At 71.7% G+C, this 23,772-nt stretch carries 17 protein-coding genes and 2 pseudogenes; 7 read left to right on the forward strand and 12 right to left on the reverse strand.

The genetic code is table 11. The features are described from left to right. The first annotated feature begins 57 nt into the window (after positions 1-57). The gene (locus ACIP98_RS37920; protein WP_319665758.1) at positions 58-519 is read left to right on the forward strand and encodes a MarR family transcriptional regulator; all 462 of its coding nucleotides are present in this window, start codon (positions 58-60) and stop codon (positions 517-519) included. Between the two features lie 456 nt (positions 520-975). Continuing rightward, entirely contained in the window at positions 976-1,815 is an 840-nt protein-coding gene (locus ACIP98_RS37925) for an SDR family NAD(P)-dependent oxidoreductase (protein ID WP_319665759.1), read from the forward strand. Positions 1,816-1,997: 182 nt separating this feature from the next. Here ACIP98_RS37925 and ACIP98_RS37930 read toward each other — a convergent pair whose 3' ends face one another. Further along, on the reverse strand, positions 1,998-2,219 hold the full coding sequence (locus ACIP98_RS37930; protein ID WP_401980864.1) for a hypothetical protein: 222 nt from the start codon (positions 2,217-2,219) through the stop codon (positions 1,998-2,000). A gap of 269 nt (positions 2,220-2,488) precedes the next feature. Next, complete coding sequence (locus ACIP98_RS37935) at positions 2,489-6,097, reverse strand: S8 family peptidase (RefSeq protein ID WP_401980866.1); 3,609 nt, start codon at positions 6,095-6,097, stop codon at positions 2,489-2,491. Positions 6,098-6,573: 476 nt separating this feature from the next. Here ACIP98_RS37935 and ACIP98_RS37940 point away from each other — a divergent pair, with 476 nt between their 5' ends. Continuing rightward, a complete protein-coding gene (locus ACIP98_RS37940; protein ID WP_401980867.1) occupies positions 6,574-7,014 on the forward strand; it encodes a hypothetical protein in 441 nt (146 codons plus the stop codon). A gap of 252 nt (positions 7,015-7,266) precedes the next feature. On the opposite strand, the gene ACIP98_RS37945 is transcribed toward ACIP98_RS37940, so the two are convergent. The 7 genes from ACIP98_RS37945 to ACIP98_RS37975 form a co-directional block, all read right to left on the reverse strand. Then, entirely contained in the window at positions 7,267-7,533 is a 267-nt protein-coding gene (locus ACIP98_RS37945) for a hypothetical protein (RefSeq protein WP_319665762.1), read from the reverse strand. A gap of 278 nt (positions 7,534-7,811) precedes the next feature. Beyond that, positions 7,812-8,549: a hypothetical protein gene (locus ACIP98_RS37950; RefSeq protein ID WP_401980869.1), complete on the reverse strand. Its 738-nt coding sequence runs from the start codon at positions 8,547-8,549 to the stop codon at positions 7,812-7,814. Positions 8,550-8,633: 84 nt separating this feature from the next. Then, complete coding sequence (locus ACIP98_RS37955; protein WP_401980870.1) at positions 8,634-10,058, reverse strand: nitrate/nitrite transporter; 1,425 nt, start codon at positions 10,056-10,058, stop codon at positions 8,634-8,636. 98 nt (positions 10,059-10,156) lie between these two features. Further along, a complete protein-coding gene (gene nirD / locus ACIP98_RS37960; protein WP_319665765.1) occupies positions 10,157-10,549 on the reverse strand; it encodes a nitrite reductase small subunit NirD in 393 nt (130 codons plus the stop codon). After that, positions 10,546-13,152 (reverse strand): nitrite reductase large subunit NirB, encoded by a 2,607-nt coding sequence (gene nirB, locus ACIP98_RS37965; protein WP_401980872.1) that lies wholly within the window; start codon positions 13,150-13,152, stop codon positions 10,546-10,548. The genes nirD and nirB overlap by 4 nt, the downstream gene beginning before the upstream one ends. Continuing rightward, a complete protein-coding gene (locus ACIP98_RS37970) occupies positions 13,149-14,372 on the reverse strand; it encodes an NAD(P)/FAD-dependent oxidoreductase (RefSeq protein WP_401980886.1) in 1,224 nt (407 codons plus the stop codon). The genes nirB and ACIP98_RS37970 overlap by 4 nt, the downstream gene beginning before the upstream one ends. A 1-nt stretch (position 14,373) precedes the next feature. Then, positions 14,374-16,503, reverse strand: coding sequence for a molybdopterin oxidoreductase family protein (locus ACIP98_RS37975; RefSeq protein WP_401980875.1), 2,130 nt, complete (start codon positions 16,501-16,503; stop codon positions 14,374-14,376). A 191-nt stretch (positions 16,504-16,694) separates the two neighbouring features. On the opposite strand from ACIP98_RS37975, the pseudogene ACIP98_RS37980 reads away from it, so the two are divergent. Together ACIP98_RS37980 and ACIP98_RS37985 are read left to right on the forward strand one after the other, a co-directional pair. Continuing rightward, positions 16,695-17,832 (forward strand): annotated as a pseudogene (locus tag ACIP98_RS37980) (uroporphyrinogen-III synthase). Next, complete coding sequence (locus tag ACIP98_RS37985) at positions 17,829-18,587, forward strand: sirohydrochlorin chelatase (protein ID WP_401980878.1); 759 nt, start codon at positions 17,829-17,831, stop codon at positions 18,585-18,587. Before ACIP98_RS37980 ends, ACIP98_RS37985 begins: the two are co-directional and overlap by 4 nt. Positions 18,588-19,152: 565 nt before the next feature. Here the strand turns inward: ACIP98_RS37985 and ACIP98_RS37990 are convergent. Beyond that, positions 19,153-19,854: an SDR family oxidoreductase gene (locus tag ACIP98_RS37990; protein WP_319665771.1), complete on the reverse strand. Its 702-nt coding sequence runs from the start codon at positions 19,852-19,854 to the stop codon at positions 19,153-19,155. A gap of 103 nt (positions 19,855-19,957) precedes the next feature. On the opposite strand from ACIP98_RS37990, the gene ACIP98_RS37995 reads away from it, so the two are divergent. Continuing rightward, entirely contained in the window at positions 19,958-20,554 is a 597-nt protein-coding gene (locus ACIP98_RS37995; RefSeq protein ID WP_401980881.1) for a TetR/AcrR family transcriptional regulator, read from the forward strand. Between the two features lie 38 nt (positions 20,555-20,592). On the opposite strand, the gene ACIP98_RS38000 is transcribed toward ACIP98_RS37995, so the two are convergent. Then, positions 20,593-21,984 carry a PLP-dependent aminotransferase family protein gene (locus ACIP98_RS38000; RefSeq protein ID WP_319665773.1) on the reverse strand — a complete coding sequence of 464 codons (1,392 nt, stop codon included), beginning with the start codon at positions 21,982-21,984 and terminating at the stop codon, positions 20,593-20,595. 118 nt (positions 21,985-22,102) lie between these two features. Between ACIP98_RS38000 and ACIP98_RS38005 the strand changes: the two genes are divergently transcribed. Further along, positions 22,103-22,813 carry a YitT family protein gene (locus ACIP98_RS38005; protein WP_401980883.1) on the forward strand — a complete coding sequence of 237 codons (711 nt, stop codon included), beginning with the start codon at positions 22,103-22,105 and terminating at the stop codon, positions 22,811-22,813. A gap of 707 nt (positions 22,814-23,520) precedes the next feature. Here ACIP98_RS38005 and ACIP98_RS38010 read toward each other — a convergent pair. Then, positions 23,521-23,772 (reverse strand): annotated as a pseudogene (locus tag ACIP98_RS38010) (ABC transporter family substrate-binding protein); the annotation flags it as partial.

The following is a 23,772-nucleotide window of genomic DNA, read 5'->3' on the forward strand; positions in this document are numbered from 1 at the left end:
TTAGAGATGCGTGCGCTCGCACACAAGTGCATACGCATGTTTGTTACCATGGTCGCCATGAGACCGCCCTCCACCAGGCACGCGATCATCTCCCAGTCACAGGAGGACGCCTGGTTCGCTCTCCTCTACACGCACGCGGCGCTGACCGCGCGGATCGAGGCCGTGCTGATGGAGCGGCACAAGATCTCGTTCAGCGCCTTCGAGATCCTGTGCCGTCTGCAGGATCTGGAACCGCAGCCCGTGCGGGCGCTGGCCGGCGAACTCGTCAGCGTGAGCCCCACCCGTGCGTCCCGGCTGGTGCAGGAACTGATCGACAGAGGCCACCTGCGCCGCAGCGCCGACCAGGACGACGGCCGTATCTCCCTGATCGGCTTCACCGACGAGGGCCGCAGATACGCCGATACGGTGGCCGAGACCTTCGAAGAGGCCGTGCAGCAGCACTTCGTGGCGCCGCTCGGCGAGCAGGACATCGCCGCCCTCATCCGCATCTGGCGGAAACTCGAGGCCACCGAGGGCTGAACCGGCGCGGATCGCCGACCCTGCCCGGCCTGGCGGCACCGCTCAACGAGGGCGCCGAGGGCAAGAACGCCGAGACGTGGCCGACGCTTTCGGCCATGGCCCAGGACGGCACCGGCGCCTCGGGCGCCGCCGCCCTGACTCCACAGGGGGACATCCGCCCGACGATCCACGACCCGGCCGCCGCCCCTGCCCACCGCGTGACGGCGTCACAGCGGCTCTGGCGGACGGTTCATCGCGGCATGCCCTTGGCGAAGCCGAAGCAAGTCAGAAGACGCGGAACCGGTTTCATCCGGCCCGGCCGGGGCGCGAGGGCTCTGGGCCATCCCCGCGGACACCTATGTGGAGATGCATCTCCGATTCGGAGTACAGTGAAACGGAGATGCATCTCCGATTGTCCTTCCGTCGACCGCGACGCCTGCCCGGCGTCGTCCCCGTACCGCGCAAAGGAACGACTCGATGGCTACCTCAACACCCCCCGTCTGGCTCATCACCGGAGCCTCCCGAGGCCTGGGACTCCACTGGGCCAGGGCCGCCCTCTCCCGCGGTGACCGCGTCGCGGCCACCGCACGGAACTCCTCGTCACTGGAGCCGCTGCTCAGCGAGTTCGGCGAGCAGGTGCTGCCGCTGGCGTTCGACGTGGCGGACTCCGCTGCCGCCCGGCAGGCCGTGGAGGAAACCGAACACCGCTTCGGCGGCATCGACATCCTGGTGAACAACGCCGGCCACGCGCTGCAGGGAGCCGTCGAAGAGGTCTCCGAGGAGCAGGCACGGGCACAGTTCGACGTGAACTTCTTCGGCGCCCTGTGGACCACTCGGGCCGTGCTCCCGGGCATGCGAGCCCGCGGACACGGCAGGATCATCCAAGTCTCCTCCTACGGCGGTCTCGTCGCATACCCGACGATGGGCCTCTACCACTCCTCCAAGTGGGCGCTGGAGAGCATGAGTCAGGCCCTGGCTGCCGAGGTCGCCCACCAGGGGATCCTGGTCACCCTCGTCGAGCCCCTCACCTTCGCTACCGGCCTCGGCGCCACCGCTCCGGCAGTCGAACCGATGCCGGAGTACGAGCCCGTCCGCGAAGCGCTCATGGCCGGGATGAAGGACGCGCCGTTCGTCACCGGAGACGCAGCGACGACGGCGGACGCGCTGCTCGCGATCGTCGACGCCCCCAACCCGCCGCTGCGCGTGCTCTTCGGCACGGGCGGCATCGAGCCGCTGCAGGAGGAGTACGACCGCAGGATCGCGGAGTTCCGGGCATGGGACCACATCGCCAAGCTCGCGCAGGGCGTGCCGGCGTGACCCAGCAGCCTGCCTGATCGGGTGGCCGATCCGCCCACCGCTCCAGTGAGGTGGGCGGGCCGGCCGCGGCAAGCAGTCCCGCCGCCGGAGTTCGCGGGATATCGACGACCTGGACAAGAACATGGGAGGCAGTACCGGGGCCGACGGCTCGATCAGCTTGGCGAGGGCGGGCGAGACCCGTGTCAGGTGAGGGTCGTCAGCGCTGGCAGTTCGTCACCCGACTTCGCGGCGGCTCCGACGATGCCGCTGTCAGCGGCCTGAGTCAGCAGCCGGATGCGCTCCCCGCGACCGGAACTGTTGGCGGCTTCGAGCTGGATGACGGCGGCGTTGAAGGCCCCGTATCCGTCTCCCTTGCCCGCAGGCGCACGAAACAACTCCAGGGCACGAAGCCGGTTCTCCCCCACCCCGCCGGCGCGTGCACGACGCGACCCGCCCCATGTACAGGTGGCCCCTCGGCACGGTCCGCTCCAGCACGCGCACAACCGTTGAAGGTGGGGCGAGGGCACAGCGGAGCTCTGCCGGTCTGTTCCACCCACCGCCAACGCGACTCTCGTCGACGCCGGTCAGCCGGCGCTGCCGTCTCTCGACGATCTACGGCTCGGCGAGCTCCCCAGCCCGCTACGCCACCTGCAAGAGGCCGGAGCCCGGCGCGGGCTCCGGCCTCCTTTTCACGTCACTTCAGGCCGAAGGCCCGGATGACGGTCTGGGTCACCGCGTTGCCCGACCGCTGAGTCGCGGTCACCCGGATCGACACGAAGTCGGCACCGGACGGGGCACGCAGGGACGCCTGCCACGTCCCCTTCTTCTCCTTGAGGTCCTGGCGCTGCCATGTGGCGCCGTCATCGTAGGAGACCTCCAGTGCGGCCCCCGAAACGGCGTCCTTCCCGGGAGCGACGCCCGGCAGGGTGGGGGTGACGGCGAGATCCGCCGTACGTTGCGCACGGCCGGAGGCGTCGAGGTCCGCCGCGTAGTCCAGCTGGGCCAGCGGGACGGTTCCGGGGGTCGCGGCGCCTGAGGTGAATCTCCATTCGGTGTGGGTGGCGGTGGAGTAGGGGCTCAGTCCGGTGTCCCCGGTGGTGTCGGTGACGAGCCGGTACGGGAGCGTTTCGGGTGCGAGGTCGTAGGCGTAAACGTAGGAGCTGTCGGTCCGGAGCAGCTGCCGTTCGCCCTGGTAGAGCTCGATGCTCTGGGACATGGCGGTTCCGTACTCGGCGCTGCCGCTGTGCGCCGTACCGGAGTCGCCGAAGCCGCCGACGTAGAACGAGAGCGATGTCTCGTCCCGGACGGGGAGGTCCTTGTCCAGGAGGCGTGGGCGGACGACGGGGCCGAGCCAGCGCTCGTCCTGCTTGCTGCCGGGCCGGTACGCCGTCGGCAGGCTGCCGGATCCCATCCAGCCGGGGAGGTAGGCGAACTGCTGCCAGCGGATGCCGTCTCCCGCGGAGAGCCAGTCGGTGCGCTCGCCGGGGGCGACGGGGTCACCGGCGACCTGGCTGGCGGCGCCCCACAGATAGGGCGGGTAGTCCACCCGCGTCTCGGTGGCACGCTTTCCGGGCGGCTGGGCGAAGTCGATGTCGACGCGCGCGAGGGTGCCCGGGTCCGCGACGATCGAGGGGTCCTCGGGAACGCTCCCGGAGTGGTAGTCGACCAGGTCGTACAGGTACTCCGGTGCGGGATGTGCCTCCATCGCCAGCCGCAGTCGCTGCTTGCGGGAGGTCGTGATGTCCCGGATGAGGGTCTCGCCCTCGTCCTGGGTCACCGATGCCACCGGGAGCGGCCCGGTCGTGACGTTGTCGGGGTCGCCGTACCAGTCGTTCTTCCTGCCCGGGCCGTCGTTGACCACCAGGAGCATCGCCGCGCCGGCCTCGTGCGCCGCCGCCGCCTGCTCGGTGGGAGGCACCTCGCTGCTGCTGCGTACGACGACGGCACGGCCCCGGGCCGAAAGGCCCGCGTACTCGGCGGCGGAGCCGGTCCCGGCGTAGAGGGTGTCGAAGCGGGTGTTCCCCTCGGGGAGCGGCTGGGATCCGCGCTGCACAAGGGCGTCGTCGATGGTGCTGTCGTCGTACTCGATGGTCAGCGGTGTCTGCTGGGCCCGGAGCTTGGTGGTGAAGACGAAACTGCCCTTCTTCACCGGGTCGCCCGCGGTGGGAAGTGCCCACAGGCTGTCGTAGCGGGTGTCGGGGAGGACCGACTCCACCAGGCCGCCGTCACCGGCGGTGGGCTTGTCCGAGGTGAAGGAGCGGTAGATCTCGAGCCTGCTGCTGACGATGGCGCTGGGCTTGGGCGTGATCGCCCGGACCTGGCGTGCCCGTGAGGCGTCGAGGAGCACCTCTCGGTCGGTCGAGAGGTCGACCTCGGGTGCGGCGAGCAGCGCGAATCCGAGGGAGTTGGGGCCGTGAGTGCCTTCCACCTCGGCGAAGGTCAGGACCGTGTAGGGGCCGGGTGCCAGACGCTGGGTGAGCGTGCCGCTTTCGGGCACCTCGGCGAAGGACGAGCCCTTGGTGCTGCGGATCTCGATGAAGCCACCGATGGGATTGCCGGAGCGGTCCTCCGTGCGCACGGTGAGGTTGTAGCGCTCGGGTTCGACGCTCATCCCCACCGCTGTGTGCGCGAGCACGGCGCCGCTCGCGTCACGGGCGAGGACCTGGCCGGAGTACTGGCCTGCGGCCCGGCCCCTCGGGTCCGCGACCAGGGCGATCTGTGAGGTCCCGTGTGCCGGCACCTCGACGTGGTTCGCGGCGAGGGAGAAGACCCCGGCCGCCGAGTCGCCCGGATCGACGGACAGATCCAGCGTGACGGGGTGGTCTCCCGGGTTGGTGTAGACGATCGGCCGGTCGACCGGCGGGGTTCCGGAGCGCGACCACGGGACGAGCCCGACGTCCACCGATCCGGTCGCGACGACGGCCGGGTCGTAGGCGGCTGCCACGTCCACCCGGCCGGTGCCCGCGCGGTACGGGCTGTAGGCGGGGGTCCGCGCGCTGGTGCTCATCAGCGCGTCCTTGATCTCCTGCCCCGTCCAGTCGGGGTGCTTCTGGGCCAGCAGGACGGCCGCGCCGGCCACGTGCGGGGCGGCCATCGAAGTGCCGCTCATGGTCTGGTAGTAGCCCTCGCCCGAATCCGCGTACTGGGAGCGGGCCGCCAGGACGTTGATGCCGGGAGCGGTCATGTCCGGCTTGAGGCCGTCGTCGAGTCCGCGCGGCCCGGAACTGGACCGCGGGTCGAGTTGGTCGGAGGTGTCGACCACCCCCACGGTCAGGGCGGCGTCGGCCGTCCCCGGTGCCGACAGGCTGTACGGGGAGGGTCCCGCGTTACCGGCCGCGACGACGAAGAGTGCGCCGGTCTCGGCGCTGAGGCTGTTCAGGCTCTGGCTCATCGGGTCGGACTGGTCGGTGAGGTTCCGGTTGCCGAGGCTCATGTTGATGACCTTGGCGTGCTCGGTCCGCGCCGCCCACTCCATGCCCGCGATGATCCAGGACTCCTGACCTGAGCCTCCGTTGTCGAGCACCTTGCCCACCAGCAGGTCGGCGGACGGGGCGACACCCCGCTCCGTGCCGCCCGAGGCGGCGCCGGTGCCGGCGACGGTCGAGGCCGTGTGCGTGCCGTGGCCCTGCCGGTCGGTGACGTCCTCACCGGGGACAAAACTCTCGGTGGCGACCAAGCGGTCCACGAGATCGGGGTGTTCTGTGTCGGCGCCCGTGTCCAGCACGGCCACCCGGACGCCGGTGCCGGTGGTTCCCCCGGCCCAGGCCGTCGGGGCACCGATGTGCGCCGTGGTGTCGGCGAGGAATGCCTCCGCCTTGCCGTCGAGCCAGACCTTGCCCACGCCGAAGCCGAAGGACGACCCGGCTGCCGCGTCCTGGCGTGAGGCGGTCTTCGCGCTGCCGCCGGTCAGTGCCGACCAGAATTCCGCCGCCCTCGACCGGCCCGCGAGGACCGCCTCACCGTTGACGGAAGGCAAGTTCGCCGTCGTCTTGAGCCCGGGCAGGCGGGCGACGGACTGCTTGGCGGCCGCCGACTTCAGGTGGCTGACGATCAGGGGGAGTTCACGGGTGTGCGCGTCGTCGTATCCCTGGGCCACCAACTGCGTGACGTTGAAGAGCCGCTTGTCGAGGCGGCCCGAGGCGACGTAGGGCATGACGTCGTCGGGATAGACGTAGGTGTCGGCGCCGTCGGCGACCACCCGGACCGATCCTGCGGCCCCGGGCCTGCGCTCCACACTCACCGAGGCGGGCGCACCGGCCGGCCCGGCGGTCACGGTCACCTTGTCACCGGTGATCAGCGTCACCTTCGTGGGTGGTTCCGCAGCCCCACCGTCGCGTACCGCTCCGGCCGGAGAGCCGGTAGGCACCCCGAGTGCGGGTGCGGGGGTCATCAAAGCGGCCACGAGGGCGCTTGTTGCGCCCACGACCGCTATTCCAGTTCTTCGTGCAACGGGTGGCCGCACGGCACCTCCAAGACGTTGACGCTCGGACGGATTTGATCACCTCGGCGAAGGAACGTAAAGATCTTGTAAGTTTGTTAACCGGCCTGCCATAATTGCGCGTTGAAGACCTTCGAGTGTGATCTCGGCGCAACGACGCCGTAGCCTGGGCGACGCCGGGACCTGGGCATTCGCACACTTTCGGTGGCTCTCGCGCGCTCGCGGAGGCACATCAACGGCTCTGGACGCTTCGGACAGGGAGTCCCGCGCCGAGACGCCCCGGCAGCTGGAGGGCACGCTGCCCGTGTTGGCCGGAATCCGTGGGAGGGGTGGGCAAGCGGGTGGACAGTGCCCTGCGGCGGGCAGTTGTCGTGGCGCTCGGTGAGCTCGGGCGAAGCGGTGACTCCGCAGACCGCGCGGACGCCGGTCACGGCCTGGCGGGCTTCGCCGAGATGGAGGAGGCCGTGGGGCCGCTGCTGGAGCTGGTGCCCGACCGCGAAAACACCTTTGTCACCCGGGTCACCGCGCAAGCCTTGCTTCGACGCGTCGACAAGGCCGGGTTGCGGGTGGTCGCCTCCGCGCCGGCAGTCGCCGACCCCGGTCACGGCGATTGGATCCACACCGCGGTCCTCGATGTCTTCGCCATCTACGCCGGCGAACGCGACGACGCGATGCGGCTCTGCGAGGAACTGGCGCGGAATCCTGACGGCCGGGTCGCTCTGGGGGCTCGCGAGCTGCACGAAAGCCTGGCCGAGATCGATCCCGTTCTCCACCCCGCGTAACGCCGGTCAGCTGCCTCAACTGCCTGATACGGCCGGCGCATTCGCTTCGCGTTCTCCTGAACGCGACGCGGCGCCCGACGAGGACCGACACGCCGCCTCACAGGTCAGGCACGGTTCTGGCACCCACCGCCCGAAGAGCGGATGCGACACGACGAGCCGGCCCCGACGCACCCCTCGGAGGGAGGTGTGTCGGGGCCGGTTCCGGTTCGGGTCGCCGTCCCCTACGGGCGGGTATCGGCGTCAGCTATGGAGTCAGCGGTGGCATTGCTGGTGGGCGGGGCGCCAGACGCGGGTCCACTGACCGGGATGCCAGCGGTGGTGCCGGTCCCGGTACGCCGGGTGCCACTGCCGTGCCCAGTGACCCGCCGCCTTCACGCAGTGGTGCGACGCCACCGGCGGCCGGTGCCGGTGGTCCTGCGGAGCGGCCGACGCCGTGCCGACCGTGCCGGCGATCGCGCTCGCGGCCAGGGCCACCGTCGCCGCGCCCAGGGCCGCGACCCTCTTCAACCCGTTGATCATGTTCAGACCTTTCCGTACGGACGGGAGCTGACGCCCCGTCACCGCCTTGGCCGTTCGGCCGGGCGTGCACTGATCCTCACCTCCCGGCACCGCTGAATCACCTCAGAACGCTGCTTCTCATGAAATACCATGCAATTTCTCATCTGGCTTAAATAGTCATATCTGCGCTTCAGTGGCGCAGCCCCTGACGTGTCGTCGCCGTGCCCAGAAGGCAGTGGGGTTGCGTGCTCACACAGTCCGACCAGAACGCGATGCCGGCCGTTACGGCACAGCCGTCCTCACCCGTCGGCAAGTTCGGCGAGCATGGGAAGAAGCCACCCCGCCGGCGCGTCGTCGGCGCGTTCCAGTTCGCCTGCCAGCGCGGTCAGCACGGCGTCCAGGGCCCGGCGCAGTTCCTGGTCGTCCAGCGACCGGATGAGCGTGTCGTGGAGCGGGGCGGTGACGTCCCCGGGGAGCAGGTGGGCTGCCTTGGCGTAGCCGGAGGGGTGGCCGAGGCGGCGGCAGGCGAGTGCGATGACCTGGTCGCGGACGGCGCTGATCCAGTACTCGGCCTGCCAGTACCGTTCGCGTTCGATGGAGGTGCGTGCGTGGAGCGCGTGGTGCCAGGCCAGGCCGACCAGATGGCTGCGGCCGGGAGGTTCGCCCCGCGGGCGGGGGACGGTGGAACCGAAGACGGTGCGCCAGGCCGGCCCCAGCGGCCCGAACTCATCGGCCGGGGTGAACGCGAGATCGACCTCGAGCCAGCCGGGCAGCAGGAACACCCGGTAGAGCGTGGAGCCCGAGGGCAGGTCCCAGTGGTGCCGGGCGGAGAAGTCCTCGTACAGCGTCGACGTCCACCGCTCCAGCACCGGACCGCGTTCGCCGTCGACAGCGAACGCCAGGTCGAGGTCGGACCAGCGATCGGCGGCGCCGAGGGCCTCGGACCCGGTGACCGCGGCGCCCACGACCTCGGGATCCGCGACCGCGAGAGCCAGCAGACGCTCCCGGACCCGCTCTCGTTCCTCGGCCTCGAACACGCCCCGAACCCTACTCGGCACCCGTGAGCGTGAGCCGGCGGAACGGCTGCGGCGCTACGCGGAGGGTGCGGTCGGAGGCCGGTCTCATACCCCGCGCATCGGTCCCACCCCGGGCCGCAGGTAGACCGCCCACGTCACGGTGAAGCACATCGCGTACACAGCCAGGAAGGCCCCGTACGCCGCGTCGCCGCTCCCGCCGGCCAGGAACGACTGCCGGAAGGCGAGGTTCACCAGCACCCCGCCGAAGGCCCCGATCGCGCCGGCCAGCCCGATCAGCGCCGACGCCCGTTGCCGCGAGTCCCGCTCCGCGGTCCCCGCGTCCGCTCCGGCCGCGACGGCGATCCGCGCCTTGGCCTGGAAAATCGCCGGGATCATCTTGTAGGTCGACCCGTTGCCGATCCCGCTGAGCACGAACAGTGCCACGAAGCCGGCCAGGAACATCGGCAGCGAGTCGTGCCGCGACGCCACGAGCACCAGGCTCGCGCCCCCCGCCATCGCGGCGAAGGTCCACAGCGTCACCTTGGCGCCACCCCAGCGGTCCGCCAGCCTCCCGCCGAACGGCCGCACCAGCGACCCCAGCAGGGGACCGAGGAAGGTCAGGTACGCGGCCTTCACGGGGGTGTCGAACTGCTGGTGGAACTGCACCTGCAGCACCTGCCCGAAGGCGAAGCCGAAGCCGATGAACGAGCCGAAGGTGCCGATGTAGAGCAGCGCCATGACCCAGCTGTGAGGCTCTTTGGCGACCTCGCGCAGAGCCCGCCTGTCGTTCCTCATCGACGTCAGGTTGTCCATCTTCAGCGCCGCGCCCACCGCGGCGAGCACGATCAGCGGCAGGTAGACCAGCGGTACCAGCCGCGGCCAGGTCGCGCCCGCCGTTGCCAGCACCAGCAGGCCGATCAACTGCACGACCGGGACGCCGAGGTTGCCGCCGCCCGCGTTGACGCCGAGCGCCCAGCCCTTGAGCCGCTGCGGGTAGAAGGCGTTGATGTTCGCCATCGAGGAGGCGAAGTTGCCGCCGCCGACGCCGGCGAGACAGGCCACGGCCAGCAGCGTCCCGTAGGAGACCCCGGGCCGCAGCACGATCCCGGCCAGCACCGTCGGGACCAGCAGCAGCAGCGCGCTGAACACGGTCCAGTTGCGGCCGCCGAACTTCGCCACCGCGAAGGTGTAGGGCAGGCGGAGCACGGCGCCGAGCGCCGTCGGCAGTGCGGTGAGCGTGAACTTGCCTGCCGCGTCGATGTGGTATTCCGGGCCGAGGAACAGCACGAGCACCGACCACAGGCTCCACACCGAGAAGCCGATGTGCTCGGACAGGACCGAGAAGACCAGGTTCCGGCGGGCGATCCGCGCGCCGGCCTCCTCCCAGAACGCCTCGTCCTCCGGACGCCAGTCGGCGATGCCGCGGCGCCGGGCCGTCCCGACCGCCGCGCTTGTCTCCGCGACCGTGTCCCGGCACGCCTCCCCGGCTGTCTCGCCGGTCGCGCCTTCTGTTCCGACGGCAGTGCTCATCAGCTGTCACCCGCTCGTTGGTGGGTTGGGGGAACTTCGCTTTCGACGACGCTAGGAGGGGCAGGTTTCGCGGGTCGCCTCGCCGCCGCTCGGCCGTGCTACGGCTCGCGCACGCCCGCGCCGGCCGGCCGTGAGGTCGCGGATGCGGCGGCGCGTACCGGCCAGACCCGCAGCACCGCAGGGGTGCCGTCCGGGGCGTGGTCCTCGTCGAGGCAGCGGCCGTCGCGCAGGTCGAAGACCTGCTTGTACATCGGGGAGGCCAGCGTCGGCGCGTCTCCTCGGCTGCCGAGGATGCCCCGGGAGAGCACGTGGGCGCCGCTGAACGGGTCCCGGTTGTCGACGGCGTACAGCTCGCCCGCCCGGTCGCGGAAGAGCGCGACCTGCTCTCCGCCCGTGGTAAGCACGGCCACACCGCGCCCCGGGATCAAGTCCTCGTACGCGCACGCAGGCGTCCACGCCGTGCCGTCGAAGATCTCCACAACCTCGCTCATGCGGGACGCACCTCCAGTCGGGGGCCGGCGACCAGCGCCGGGGCGAGGATCCGCCCGTTCTCGCCGGGGCGGGCGGGGCGGATCTGGCCGCGTTCGGTCATGAAGGCCACCGCGGGGTCGGGCGTGCCGGGGGCGTTGACGAAGGAGGCGAAGCGGCGCAGGCGTTCCGGGTCGTCCAGCACGGCGGCCCACTCGTCCTGGTAGCCGCCGATGTGCCGGGCCATCAGCGCGTCCAGTTCGGCGCAGATGCCCAGCGAGTCGTCCATCACGACCGCCCGCACGTGCTCCAGGCCGCCCTCGACGCGGTCCAGCCAGACGGAGGTCCGCTCCAGCCGGTCGGCGGTGCGGATGTAGAACATCAGGAACCGGTCGATGCTCCGGATCAGCGTCTCCCGGTCCAGGTCCGCCGCCAGCAGGTCGGCATGACGCGGCGTCATGCCGCCGTTGCCGCCGATGTAGAGGTTCCAGCCGGAGGAGGTGGCGATGATGCCGAAGTCCTTGCCCTGCGCCTCCGCGCACTCGCGCGCGCAGCCGGAGACGGCGGACTTGAGCTTGTGGGGCGAGCGCAGACCCCGGTAGCGCAGCTCCAGTTCGATGGCGAGGCCCACCGAGTCCTGCACTCCGTACCGGCACCAGGTCTCGCCGACGCAGGACTTCACCGTGCGCAGTGACTTGCCGTACGCGTGGCCGGACTCGAAGCCCGCGTCCACCAGCCGCCGCCAGATCGGGGGCAGCTGTTCGACACGGGCGCCGAAGAGGTCGATGCGCTGACCACCGGTGATCTTCGTGTAGAGGCCGAAGTCGCGGGCGATCTCGCCGATCGCGATCAGGCCGTCCGGGGTGATCTCCCCGCCCGGGATCCGGGGCACCACCGAGTAGGAACCGTTGCGTTGCAGGTTGGCCAGGAAGTGGTCGTTGGTGTCCTGCAGCGCGGCCTGCTCGCCGTCGAGGATGTGGCCGTGGTCCAGGCCCGCCAGGATCGAGGCGACGACCGGCTTGCAGATGTCGCAGCCCTGCCCGCTGCCGTGTCGGTCGATCAGGTCGGAGAAGGAGCTGATCCCGGCGACCCGGACGATCTCGTACAGCTCCGCGCGGGTGTGCGCGAAGTGCTCGCAGAGGCTCTTGTCGACACTGACACCACTGGCCTCCAGCTCCTCGGTCACGATGGTGCCCACCAGCTTGACGCAGCTGCCGCAGCCGGTGCCCGCCTTGGTGCACCTCTTGACCTCCGGGACGGTCGCGCAGCCCCGCTGCTGGACGGCGGCACGGATCTCGCCCTTGCTCACGTTGTGGCAGGAGCAGACCACGGCCTCGTCCGGCAGCGCGACCGGCCCGGCCGGGCCGGGACCGGCCGGCAGCACCAGCTGTTCCGGGGCCGTCTGCAGCGGGTTGCCGCCGATCGCCAGCGGGCGCAGCACCGCGTAGGACTCGGTGTCGCCGACCAGCACGCCGCCGAGCAGCTGCCCCTCGCGGCCGATGACCAGCTTCTTGTAGACACCGGAGCGGCTGTCGCTGTACAGGACGTCGAGCGCGCCCTCGGTCGCGCCGTGCGCGTCACCGAAACTGGCGACGTCGACGCCGAGCAGTTTGAGCTTGGTCGAGGTGTCCGCGCCGGTGAAGACGTCCTCGTCGCGGTGGTCGCCGGCGAGTGAGCGGGCGGCCGTGCCGGCCATCGCGTAGCCGGGGGCGACCAGGCCGTAGACCTTGCCGTCTGCGGCCAGCGCGCATTCGCCGATGGCGTGGATGTGCGGGTCGCGGGTGCGGCAGCGCTCGTCGACGACGATGCCACCGCGTTCGCCGACCGGCAGGCCGCTGTCCCGGGCCAGCTGGTCGCGCGGCCGCACACCGGCTGAGAAGACGACCAGGTCGGCGGGGAGTTCACGGCCGTCGGACAGGGTCATGCCGCGCACCCGGCCGTCGTCGCCGGTGACGATGGCCTGGGTGCCGGCGCCGGTGTGCACGTTGACGCCCAGGTCCTCGACCTTGCGGCGCAGCAGCTGCCCTCCGCCCTCGTCGACCTGGACGGCCATGAGCCGGGGCGCGAACTCGACGACGTGGGTCTCCAGGCCGAGCGCGGTGAGCGCGCCCGCCGCCTCCAGGCCGAGCAGCCCGCCACCGACGACGACGCCGACGCGGGCGTCGGCGGCGTCGGCACGGATCGCCTCCAGGTCCTGGACGGTCCGGTAGACGTGGCAGCCGGCCGCGTCATGGCCGGGGACCGGCGGGACGAACGGGTAGGAGCCGGTGGCCAGCACCAATTCGTCGTAGTGCAGGACCTGGCCGGAGGCGGTGGTGACGGTTCGCGCGGCCCGGTCGATCGAGGTGGCCGGGTCGGCCAGGCGCAGGTCGATGCCGTACCGGGTCAGGAAGCCGGGCGGGGTCAGTGACAGCTCCTCGATGCCGGTGCCGGAGAACCAGGAGGTCAGGTGGACCCGGTCGTAGGCAGGGCGCGGCTCCTCGGCGAGCACGGTGATCCGCCGGTCGGCGGCCCCGGGCTGCTCGACCAGCGTCTCCAGGAAGCGCTGGCCGACCATGCCGTGACCGATCAGGATCAGGTCTTTCACTCGGCGGGACGTCCGGCCGGACGTCTGGCGATGCGTCATCGGATGGCTCCGTAGGGGGTGAGCAGGTGCAGGGGCCGGTCGGGCATGGGGTCGTCGCGCTGATAGGCGAGGGTGAGTTCGCCCACGGTGTCCAGGTCGCCGAGGAGGATCGCGCCGACGAGGCGCTCGCCGCGCAGCACGAGCTTCTTGTACGTGCCGCGTGTCGCGTCGGTCAGCCGCAGCACGTCCAGTTCGGGATCGGCGGCCAGGTCCTCGGCGTCGAGGTGGACCTCGCCGAAGGAGGCGTACTCCAGCGGTCCGGCGCTGAGCCTGGCCGGCGGGCGGGAGCCGTGGTAGAGCGCTCCGGAATCGGCGCCGGAGAGCCGTGCGGCAAGTACGTCGGCCTGTTCCCAGGCCGGTCCGGACAGACCGTGCACCGCGCCGCGGTGCTCGGTGCAGTCGCCGATGGCGTACACGTGGGGCGCGGACGCGGCCAGCGTGTCGTCGACGACGATGCCGGCACGGACGTCCAGACCGGCGGTGCGGGCGAGCGCGGTGCGCGGCCGGACACCGCAGGCGATCACCACCAGGTCGGTCCCGAGGCGGTGGCCGTTGGCCAGCTCGACCGCGCAGCGATGGGTGCCGCCCGTGTCCACGACTGCGCGGGCGCGGTTGCCCACGTAGGCCTCGACGCCCAGCCGGCGCAGCACGCCGCGCAGCACGGCAGCGGCTCCGGCGTCGAGCTGGCGCTCGATCAGATGCGGTCCCTGGTGCACGATCTCGACGGCCAGGCCGCGTGCCGCCAGCGCCCGGGCGGCGCTGACGCCGAGTACACCGCCCCCGACGACCACCGCGCGTCGGGCCGTGCCGGCGTCCTCGGCCAGCCGCGCGCAGTCGGCGAGCGTGCGCAAGGCGTGCACGCCGTCGCGCAGCCGGGCAGCGTCAGGACGCCGCAAGCCGCGGATGGGGGGCAGCACCGGGTTGGCGCCGGTGGCGAGGACGAGTGCGTCCCAGGCCTCTCTCCGGCCGTCGGCCAGGGTCAGTGTGCGCGCGTCGAGATCCACGGCCACGGCCTCACGGCCCAGCCGCAGTTCGGCACCGCCGACCGGCAGGGCGATCGCCTGGGCGTCGTAGCGTCCGGTCAGGACGTCGGCGAGAAGCACCCGGTTGTAGGGAGCCCGGGCCTCAGCCCCGTAGAGGGTCACCCGGTCGGTGCCACCGAAGGCGTGGTAACGCTCGGCGAAGCGCGCCGCGGCCATCCCGGCTCCGACGACAGCGATGTCACGGGCCTTCGTACGGGTCCCCCTGGCCGGCCTCGACCGCACCGCTCAGGGTTCGCACCGCTTCCACCCGTACCGCGCAGATCTTGAACTCAGGCATCTTCGACGTCGGGTCCAGGGCCGGGTTGGTGAGGGTGTTGGCCCGCCCCGGACCCGGCCAGTGGAAGGGCATGAACACCGTGTCCGGCCGGATCGCCTCGGTGATGCGGGCCGGTGCGACCGCCCGCCCGCGCCGGGAGGTGACGGCCAGCAGCTCCCCCTCGGCCACCCCGAGCCGCCGCGCGAGCATCGGGTGCAGCTCCACGAACGGCCCCGGCGCGGCGGAGTTGAGGGCATCGACGCGCCGCGTCTGGGCGCCGCTCTGGTACTGGGACAGCACCCGTCCGGTGGTGAGGTGGAGCGGGTACGCGTCATCGGGCTCCTCGGCCGCCGGGCGGTGGGTGACGGGGGCGAAGCGCGCGCGGCCGTCCGTCGTGGCGAAGGCGTCGAGGAAGAGCCGCGGCGTGCCGGGGTGGCCGTCGGCCGGGCAGGGCCAGAAGACGCCGTCCTCGGCGCGGATCCGCTCGTAGCTGATGCCCGCGTAGTCGGCCTGACCGCCGGCCGAGGCGCGGCGCAGCTCCTCGAAGACCGTCTCCGGATCGTCGTGGAACCCACGTGTGACGCCGAGCCGTTCGGCGAGTCCGCGCATCAGCCACAGGTCGCCGCGCACGCCCTCGGGCGCGTCCACCGCCCTCTGCCGGAGTATCACCCGGCCTTCGAGGTTGGTCATCGTGCCGGTCTCCTCCGCCCACTGGGTACTGGGCAGGACGACGTCGGCGAGCCGTGCGGTCTCGGAGAGCACCAGATCGCTGACCACCAGCAGGTCCAGCGAGCGCAGCCGGTGCGTCACATGGCCCGCGTTCGGGGCGGAGACGACGGGGTTGGACCCCATCAGCAGCAGCCCGCGAACGCCGCCCGGCCCCGGCTCACCGAGGCTGTCCAGCAGTTCGTAGGCCGAACGGCCGGAGCGCGGGAGGGTGTCCGGGTCCACGCCCCAGACGTGGGCGACGTGCCGGCGCGCCGCCGGGTCCTCGATCGAGCGGTAGCCGGGGAGCTGGTCGGCCTTCTGGCCGTGCTCCCGCCCGCCCTGCCCGTTGCCCTGGCCGGTCAGACAGCCGTAGCCCGAGTACAGCCGGCCCGCCTTGCCGGAGGCCAGGCACAGGTTGGCCCACGCGCCGACGGTGTCGGTGCCCTTGCTCTGCTGCTCCGGTCCCCGCCCGGTCAGCACCATGCCGGTCCTGGCGCGCCCGAAGCGGTGGGCGACCTCGCGCAGTCGCGACGCCGCGACGCCGGTGATCCGCTCGACGCGCTCCGGCCAGTGGGCCATCGCGGCGGCGCGGGCCTGCCCGAAACCGGTGGTGCGTGCCTCGACGAACGCGGTGTCGACCATCCCGTCGGCGATGAGCAGGTGCAGCAGACCGAGCGCGAGCGCCAGGTCGCTGCCGGGCAGCGGCTGCAGGTGGATGTCCGCCTGCTCGGCGGTGCGGGTGCGGCGCGGGTCGATGACGATCAATGTGCCGCCGTTCTCGCGCAGTTCGCGGAAGTAGCGCAGCGCTGGCGGCATCGTCTCCGCGGGGTTTCCGCCGACCAGGATCAGGCAGTCGGTGCGCGGGATGTCCTCGAGCGGGAAGGGCAGCCCCCGGTCCAGGCCGAAGGCGAGCCTGTTGGCGACCGCGGCCGAGGACATGCAGAAGCGGCCGTTGTAGTCGATGTTGGCGGTGCCCAGCGCGACCCGGGCGAACTTGCCCAGCTGGTACGCCTTCTCGTTGGTGAGTCCGCCGCCCCCCAGGACACCGACCGCGTCGGCACCATGCGCGGCGCGGATCGCCGCGAAGCCGCGTGCGGCCCGGTCCAGGGCCTCGTCCCAGCTCGCCGCCCTCAGTTCGCCGTGCTCGCGCACCAGCGGTGTGCTCAGCCGGCTCGCCGGCCCGAGCAGCGCCGCGGCGGACTGGCCCTTCCCGCAGAGCGCGCCTTGGTTGACCGGGAACGCGGGCCGCTCGACCACCAGCGTCCGGGCACCGTCGACCGCCGCGAGACGCATGCCGCACTGCAGCGAGCAGTACGGGCAGTGGGTGTCAGTGGTGGTCGTCATGCCAACGACCTTGACCGTGGGGCGTTACACCGCCTTGTCGCCCGTGTTGCGCCCGGGGTACGCGTCCCTCACGCCGCCGGCCGGACGGGGTGCGCTCGAGGACATGCGCCGTAACACGGCACGGCCTTTGTCTAACGCGGGCGAGACGGCCGGGCAATGTGCTGGTAACAGCGTGGCCCGAGTCTGCGTCCATGGGCTCCGCCAACCCCACCCCGACCGAGCCGGCCGGTCCGCTGACGGGCTTCACCGTCGGCGTGACCGCCGCACGCCGCCGCGACGAGCTCGTCGCGCTGCTGACCCGGCGCGGCGCACGCGTGGTCGAGGCCCCGGCGCTGCGCATCCTCCCGCTGGAGGACGACATCGCGCTGCGCCGGGCGACCGAGCAGTGCCTGACCGCGCCGCTCGACTACGTCGTGGCGACCACCGGCGTCGGTTGGCGCGGCTGGATGAGCGCCGCCGACGGCTGGGGCCGCGGGGCCGAACTCGCCGCCGCCTGCCGGAACGCCGTGGTCCTGACCCGCGGCCCGAAGGCGACCGGCGCCGTCCGCGCCAGCGGGCTGGACGAGTCCTACTCCCCCCGTAGCGAGGCCACCGATGAACTGCTGACCTGGCTGCTGGCCCGGCCACTGGACGGCCGCCGGATCGCTGTGCAGGAACACGGCCTGCCGCTCACCGGGTTCAGCGCGGCGCTGCGCGAGCGCGGCGCCCAGGTCGTCCCGGTCCCCGTCTACCGGTGGGCACCGCCGGAGGACCCGGGCCCGGTCCGACGGCTGGTCGAGCAGACCGCGCGCCGCGAGGTCCACGCGCTGGCCTTCACCAGCGCGCCCGCGATCAGCGCCTTCACTGGAGACCGCCGCGGCCGACGGCCTGCGCGAGCGGGTGCTGGAGGCGATGTCCGCCGATGTGCTGCCGGTGTGCGTCGGCCCGGTCTGCGCCCGCCCGCTGCTGGACGCCGGACTGCCCGCGGTCTGGCCCGAGCGCGGCCGCCTCGGCGCTCTGGTCCGCACGCTCACCGAGACGCTGCCCTCACGCGGCCGCCAGGAACTCCACCTCGGCGGCCGCACCTTGGTGCTGCAGGGCAGCGCGCTGCTGGTCGACCAGGAGAGCTACTGGCTCTCGCCGAAGGGCGCCGCGCTGCTGCGCGCGCTGGCGCGGAGGCCGGGCTGGGTGCTCAGCCGCGCCGAACTGCTGCGCCGGGCCTGGGCGGACTCCGACACCGACGAGCACGCCGTCGAGGCGGCGATCGCCCGCCTGCGGGCCTCGCTCGGCCCGCACAGCGGCCTGGTCAGGACCGTCCCCAAGCGCGGCTACTGCCTGGCGACGATGTGACGGCCGCCGCTCCTCCCGTTCTCCCCGCCGCCCGCCCCGTGCTGCCGACGCTGCTCGCCGTGGCCCACGGCACCCGGGACGCGGACGGTGTCGCGTCGGCCGAGGCGCTGGTCGCCCGGGTGCGGCTTCTCCGTCCGGACCTGCGAGTCGAACGGTGCTTCCTCGACCTCGTCTCCCCGTCCCTGCCCGAGGCATTGGCGCGCCTCACCGGCGAGGTGGTCCTGGTTCCGCTGCTGCTCGGCGCCGGGTACCACGTCCGCGTCGACATCCCCGAGGCCCTTGCCGCAGCGGCGCATGTGCGCGCCCGCGTCGCCCGCGCGCTCGGCCCGGACGCGCTACTGGCCGACGCCCTCGCCGACCGCCTCGCCGACGCCGGGTGGCGCACCGGGGACGGACCGGTCGTACTCGCCGCGGCCGGATCCAGCGATCCCGGCGCCAACGCGGACGCCGCGGCGACGGCCTCACTGCTGCACGACCGCCTCCCCGGTGGCCACGCAGTCGTCCCCGCCTATCTCTGCGCCGCCGGTCCCACCCCTGCCGAGGCCGTCGCCGCTCTCCGCGCCGAGGGCCACTCCCGCGTCGCCGTCGCCCCGTACCTCCTGAGCCCTGGGCTCTTCGCCCGCCGCGCCGCCCGTTCCGGCGCCGACCTCACCTCCGCCCCTCTCGGCACGCACGACGCGCTCGCCCGACTCGTCACGCTGCGCTATGACGAGGCCCGCGGGCTCGTGCCGTCGTCCCGGCCCCGGATCGGGTGAGGGCGTCCGCCCTCGACCGGCGGCGATGAGGGGCATGAACAGGTCGTCCACGACCGTGAGCAGTCGCTCGCGCGGGATCGGCCGGTAGGCCATCAGCACGTCGTGACGCATCAGTTCGAACCTCCAGGCCGCGGGTGGCAAGGCACCGCTGGACGAGGCGACCGGACGCCTTCCAGGAGCCGGTCGGTCACATCGCGGTCCCGGACCCGAGAGTGCCCCGGATCGGGCCGCGGCCGCAGTCGACGCCGGCGGCCTCCTCCCCGTTGGTGAAGCGGGTGCCCCATGAGCCCCTCGAAGGCGGTTACGCCCGAGGCTTGCGCCGGCCGGCTGCCCCTCCGCCGCACGGCGGCCCGGATCTCCGTTCCGTCGGTGATCCGGGCCGCGCGCGGTGGCGGCGCCGAACAGGGTCAAGGATGGCCGCGTCCCTGCAGACCAATGGTGAAAGTCCCACGTCACCACGGGTCGGATCGCATCTGCCGCTCCGCGTGAGCGGCTGTGCCGTCAGGGCGGCCCGGCCTCGGCGCGTGCCGGGTGTGCCGGCAGACATCGCAGCGGGACGCCTCGCTCAGGCGGCCAGTTGCGGGTACAGACCGGCGAGGTCGGCCGCCAGGCCCGCCTTGACCTGGCGGGTGAGCTCATCGGCCAGCACTTCGTAGGCGTCGGATTCGATCCCGTCCAGCGCCTGCTCCGCGACGCTCTCCGGCGACGACTTCGGGGCGTCGATGTGCGCCGCCATGTCGGTGTCCACGTAACCGACATGCAGCCCTGTGACGGTGATGCCGCGCGGCTTCAACTCCAGACGCAGCGAGTTGGTCTGGGACCACAGCGCCGCCTTGGAGGCGCTGTAGGAGCCGGAGAGCGCGACCCAGGACAGGACGGAGTGCACGTTGAGCAGGTGGCCGCCGCCGTTGGCCTCGATGACAGGGGCCAAGGCCCGGGTCATCAGCAGGGGGCCGTAGAAGTTGGTGTCGAACTCGCGGCGGACGTCGTCCACCGGGGAGGTCAGGAACGAGGCCGACACGGCACCGGCGGCATTGTTGATCAGGATGGTGACGTCCTGCGCCTGCGCCGCGACGGCGGCCACCGAGGCGGGGTCGGTGACCTCCAGCGGCAGCGGGACCGCGCCGGTGTGGGTGACGGTGCGGGGGTCGCGGGCGGTGGCGTAGACCTTCTTGGCGCCCCGGGCGTACAGGGATTCCACCAGGGCCCGGCCGAGACCTCGGCTGCCTCCGGTGACGAGAACGGTCGAACCTGCGATTGCAGTCATGAAGATACTCCCAGCGTGAGGACCGACGGCGGAAACCGATCGGTTTTCATCCACTGTAAACCGATCGTTTTACTCCGGCAACACAGGGCGTAGGATCCCTCCCATGACGTCCGGCACACCCGCCTCGCCCGAATCCACCGCGGTAGCGGTACCGACCCGCGAGCGGCTCCTCGATGCCGCGGCGGTGCTCTTCTACCGGGAAGGCGTCAGCATCGGCGTCGAGGCACTGTGCCGGGCGGCCGGAGTCTCCAAGCGGTCGATGTACCAGCTCTTCACCAGCAAGGACGACGTCCTGGCGGCCAGCCTGGACCGCGCCGGTTCCGGCTACCTCGGCGGGCTGCTGCCCGCTCCCGAGGCCGACCTGCCGCCGCGTGATCGCATCATGCATGTCTTCCACCGGCTGGAGTCGCTGTCCGCGTCACCGGACTACCTCGGCTGCCCCTTCCTGGCCACCGCGTTCGAGCTCAAGAACCCCGAGCACCCCGCCAGCGTGGTCGCCCGGCGCTACAAAGACGCGCTCACCGACTTCTTCCGCGAGGAGGCCCGTCGCGGCGGCGCACACGACGCCGATCTGCTCGCCCACCAGCTCACCGTCGTCTTCGACGGATCCAGCGGCCGCGTCGCGGCTCAAGGCCGGAGCTTGGGCGGGCTGGCCGTGGCCACCGCCACGGCCTTGGCGGACGCGTCGGGAATGAGCTGACGGCTCAGGGCCGAACCCGTGGCGTCACGCGCCGACGCTCATGCAACGGGTGCGGGGCTGTGAGCTCCCGTCGCACCTCGCGTGAGTGCCTGTTCCGCCTGGGCGAGTCCGCGGATCGCCTGGGTCAGTTTGCCCGGCGGGAGGACGTAGGGCAGCCGGATGTTGCGTTCGAACGCGCCTCCGATCCCGAATCGCGGTCCGGCGGCGATGATCACTCCGTAGTCGGGGGCGATCGCGGCCAGTCGGGAGCTGATGGGCCGGGGAAAGGTCGCCCACAGCGTCAACCCGCCGACCGGCTGCGGGGCGTGGAGGTCGGGCAGGTGCTCGGAGAGCGCTTGGCGCAGTGCGTCGCGTTGCGCCCTCAGTTGATCGAGTGTGCCGGGCCGCCGGGTCCGCTCCTCGTTCAGGAGGACGGCTGTGGCGAGCTGCTCGACGAGAGGGGTGCCCAGATCCGTGGCGTGACGGGTCTGCTGAACGCGGCGCAGCAGGGAGGGCGTTGCGCGGATCCAGCCGATGCGCAGGCCACCCCAGATGCTCTTGGAGACCGAGCCGATACTGATGGCGGTCGGCATGTGGGCCGCGAAGGGCTCCGGGCTCGCGCCGTCCAAGGCCAGGTCGGTCATGGTTTCGTCGATGACCGTGGGGCACGCGAGTCCGAGGCCGCGGCGGACGCTCGTGGGCATGCACAGCCCCGTCGGATTGTGGAAGTCGGGGATCAGATAGGCCAGACTCGCGCTTCGCCCCGCAGCCTGGAGTTGAGCGGTGTCCCACCCTGAGGCCGCCACGGCGACGGGTAGGAGACGGGCCCGGACTTCGGTGAACGTGCTGATCGCGTGCGGGTAGGTCGGATGGTCGATGAGGACCTGGTCCCGTGGCGACAGGAGTGTTCGTGCCAGAAGGGCCAGCGCGTGCTGCGCCCCGTTGGTGATGAGGATGTGGTCGGGCGCCGTGGGCAGCCCCCGCCGTTCGTACCAGTGAGCCACCGCCTCGCGCAGCTCCGCGGTGCCGTTGCGGTCGTAGCCGTGGCGCTCGAAGTGCCGCGGCAGCTGTTCGAGAGCGGCCGCGAAGGCGGCGTGCAGGATCTCGACGGGAGCGGCCGGCGCGGCGAAGGACAGGTCGATGGTCGCCGCGTCCGCGCCGGCCCGGCGCTCGGGTGGCGTGTCGTGAGGCAGCCGCACCGCCGCCCTGGCCCGCGCCCGCGTGGCAAGGTATCCGTGCTCGACCAGAGTGCGGTACGCGGTGCCGACGGTGGTTCTGCTGGTGGACAGAGCGGTGGCCAGGTCACGCTCACTGGGCAGGACCGAGCCGAGGGGGAGACGGCCGTCCAGCACCAGCAACCGCAGCCGGTCGGACAGGCGCTGATGCGCGGGACCGGGGCCTTCCTGCCAGGGGCCCAGCATGCCGGCCACCACGTGCGAAGAGACTTTCACCCAACCAGCGTAACGAATCTGGCTATGGAATCCAGGTCCAGATGCCCTGCAGGCTTGCCCCATGGCACCTCCCGCTCCCTCTGCGCACACCTCCGTCCGGGCCCGTCACGACCAGCCGATGACACCGATGACGACCCATATGAACGCACTTGCCCAACTTCGCGCGGGCCGGAAGGCGCGTCGTATCCCCCAGCTTCTGGTCGGCCTGGTGGGGTACGGGGTCGCCGTGATGACGCTCGTCGAGTCCGGGCTGGGAGCGGCCAGCTGGAATGTGCTCACGGAGGGCACCGCCAAGGCTCTCGGCATCTCTTTCGGCTGGACGACGAACCTCATCTCCCTGCTGGTGCTGCTCGCATGGATCCCCCTGCGCGAGCTGCCCGGTCTCGGCACGCTCCTGAACGTGGCCATCGTGGGCTTCGCCGCGGATGCCACCGCCACCGTGCTCCCCCGCCCCCAAGGGACACTCGCCGAGATCGGATACCTCATGGTCGGCCTCGTCGCATTGGCGTTCTTCGACGCGCTCTACCTCGGCGCACAATTCGGATCTGGCCCCCGCGACGGCATCATGACCGGACTCGTCCGGCGTACCCGCCTCCCCATCGCGGTGGTACGCACCGGCATCGAAGTCACCGTCGCCGGCGCCGGCTGGCTTCTGGGCGGAACTGCCGGTGTCGGAACCGTGCTCATCGCGCTGTGCATGGGGCCCCTCGTCGGCTGCTTCCTGCCACGCGTAGCGGTTCGCCTCCCCGCCATCGGCGCGGACGATCGCACAACCGCCGAGTCCTCCTCGCACGACGCAGCGTCATCCCATGGCCGACATCTTGGCTGAAGCTATCGAGAATCCGGCCACGTCCTCGAAAACCAGCCGGGACCCGAGGGCTGACGCGGAACCTCTCTCAGCGGCCACGTGCTCTTGTCCTACCTGTCCTGGCTGCCTTCCGGCGCCCTCGCCCGAGGCGCTGAGGCTTCCTGGCCCGGCGCCAGGGGACGGCTCGGGTGAGCCGGGCCGCTGCACCTCGACATCGGGGTGATGCCCGGCGGCGTGAGACTCCAGGGGCACCGGGAGCCACTGGACGTGTTGGTCTGGGACACGGTTCGGCCTTCCATGCACAGCTGACCCCACCCTCCTGTGCCCATAGAACTTTCTGCGAAGCGGCCGCCCTGGTCGCCGTCCCCATATCTGTGACGGTCACTTCGTCGGCGTCGCCCCGCCCATGACCCGACATTCAGGTGGGAATCGGCTGACCGCCGGCGCAGGGCCGGCGAGGAGTGCCGCCGGCGGTGCCCTTGGACGGCTGCGGGCGGCCCGTCACGACCTCGGCCCCGACGGAGGAATCACGTCAGGCTGATCCTGAGGGCCGCGGGGGAAATGCTCGACCGCTGACACTGTGGGACCGAGGTTCCCCCCGCCCGCACCCTGATCGTGCGGAAGGAGCCGTGCCCGTCCCGCACCTGCGGTGCGAGGGCCGGCCGGGACGACGGTCCGCCCCGCCGCGCGGCGGTGGCAGGGCGGACACGTCCGGGAGACGGCAGGGCCTACTTCAGGAAGCCGATGTTCTGGTACAGCACGTCCTGGAAGCCGGAGGCGCCGATGTTGACCAGACTGCTCTTGACCGCGAAAATTTCGGGGCGCTGGTACAGCGGCAGCAGGTTGGCCTGCTGCCAGATCAGCACGTCGGCCGCGTTGGCGTCCGTGATGGCCTGGGTCGTGTCGGTGTCGGCGGCGGCCTTGTTCATCGCCGCGTCGAGCTCGTCGCTGCCGATGCCGGTGTAGTTCTGCTGGATGTT

The organism is Streptomyces sp. NPDC088354 (assembly GCF_044753585.1).
GTDB lineage: Bacteria > Actinomycetota > Actinomycetes > Streptomycetales > Streptomycetaceae > Actinacidiphila.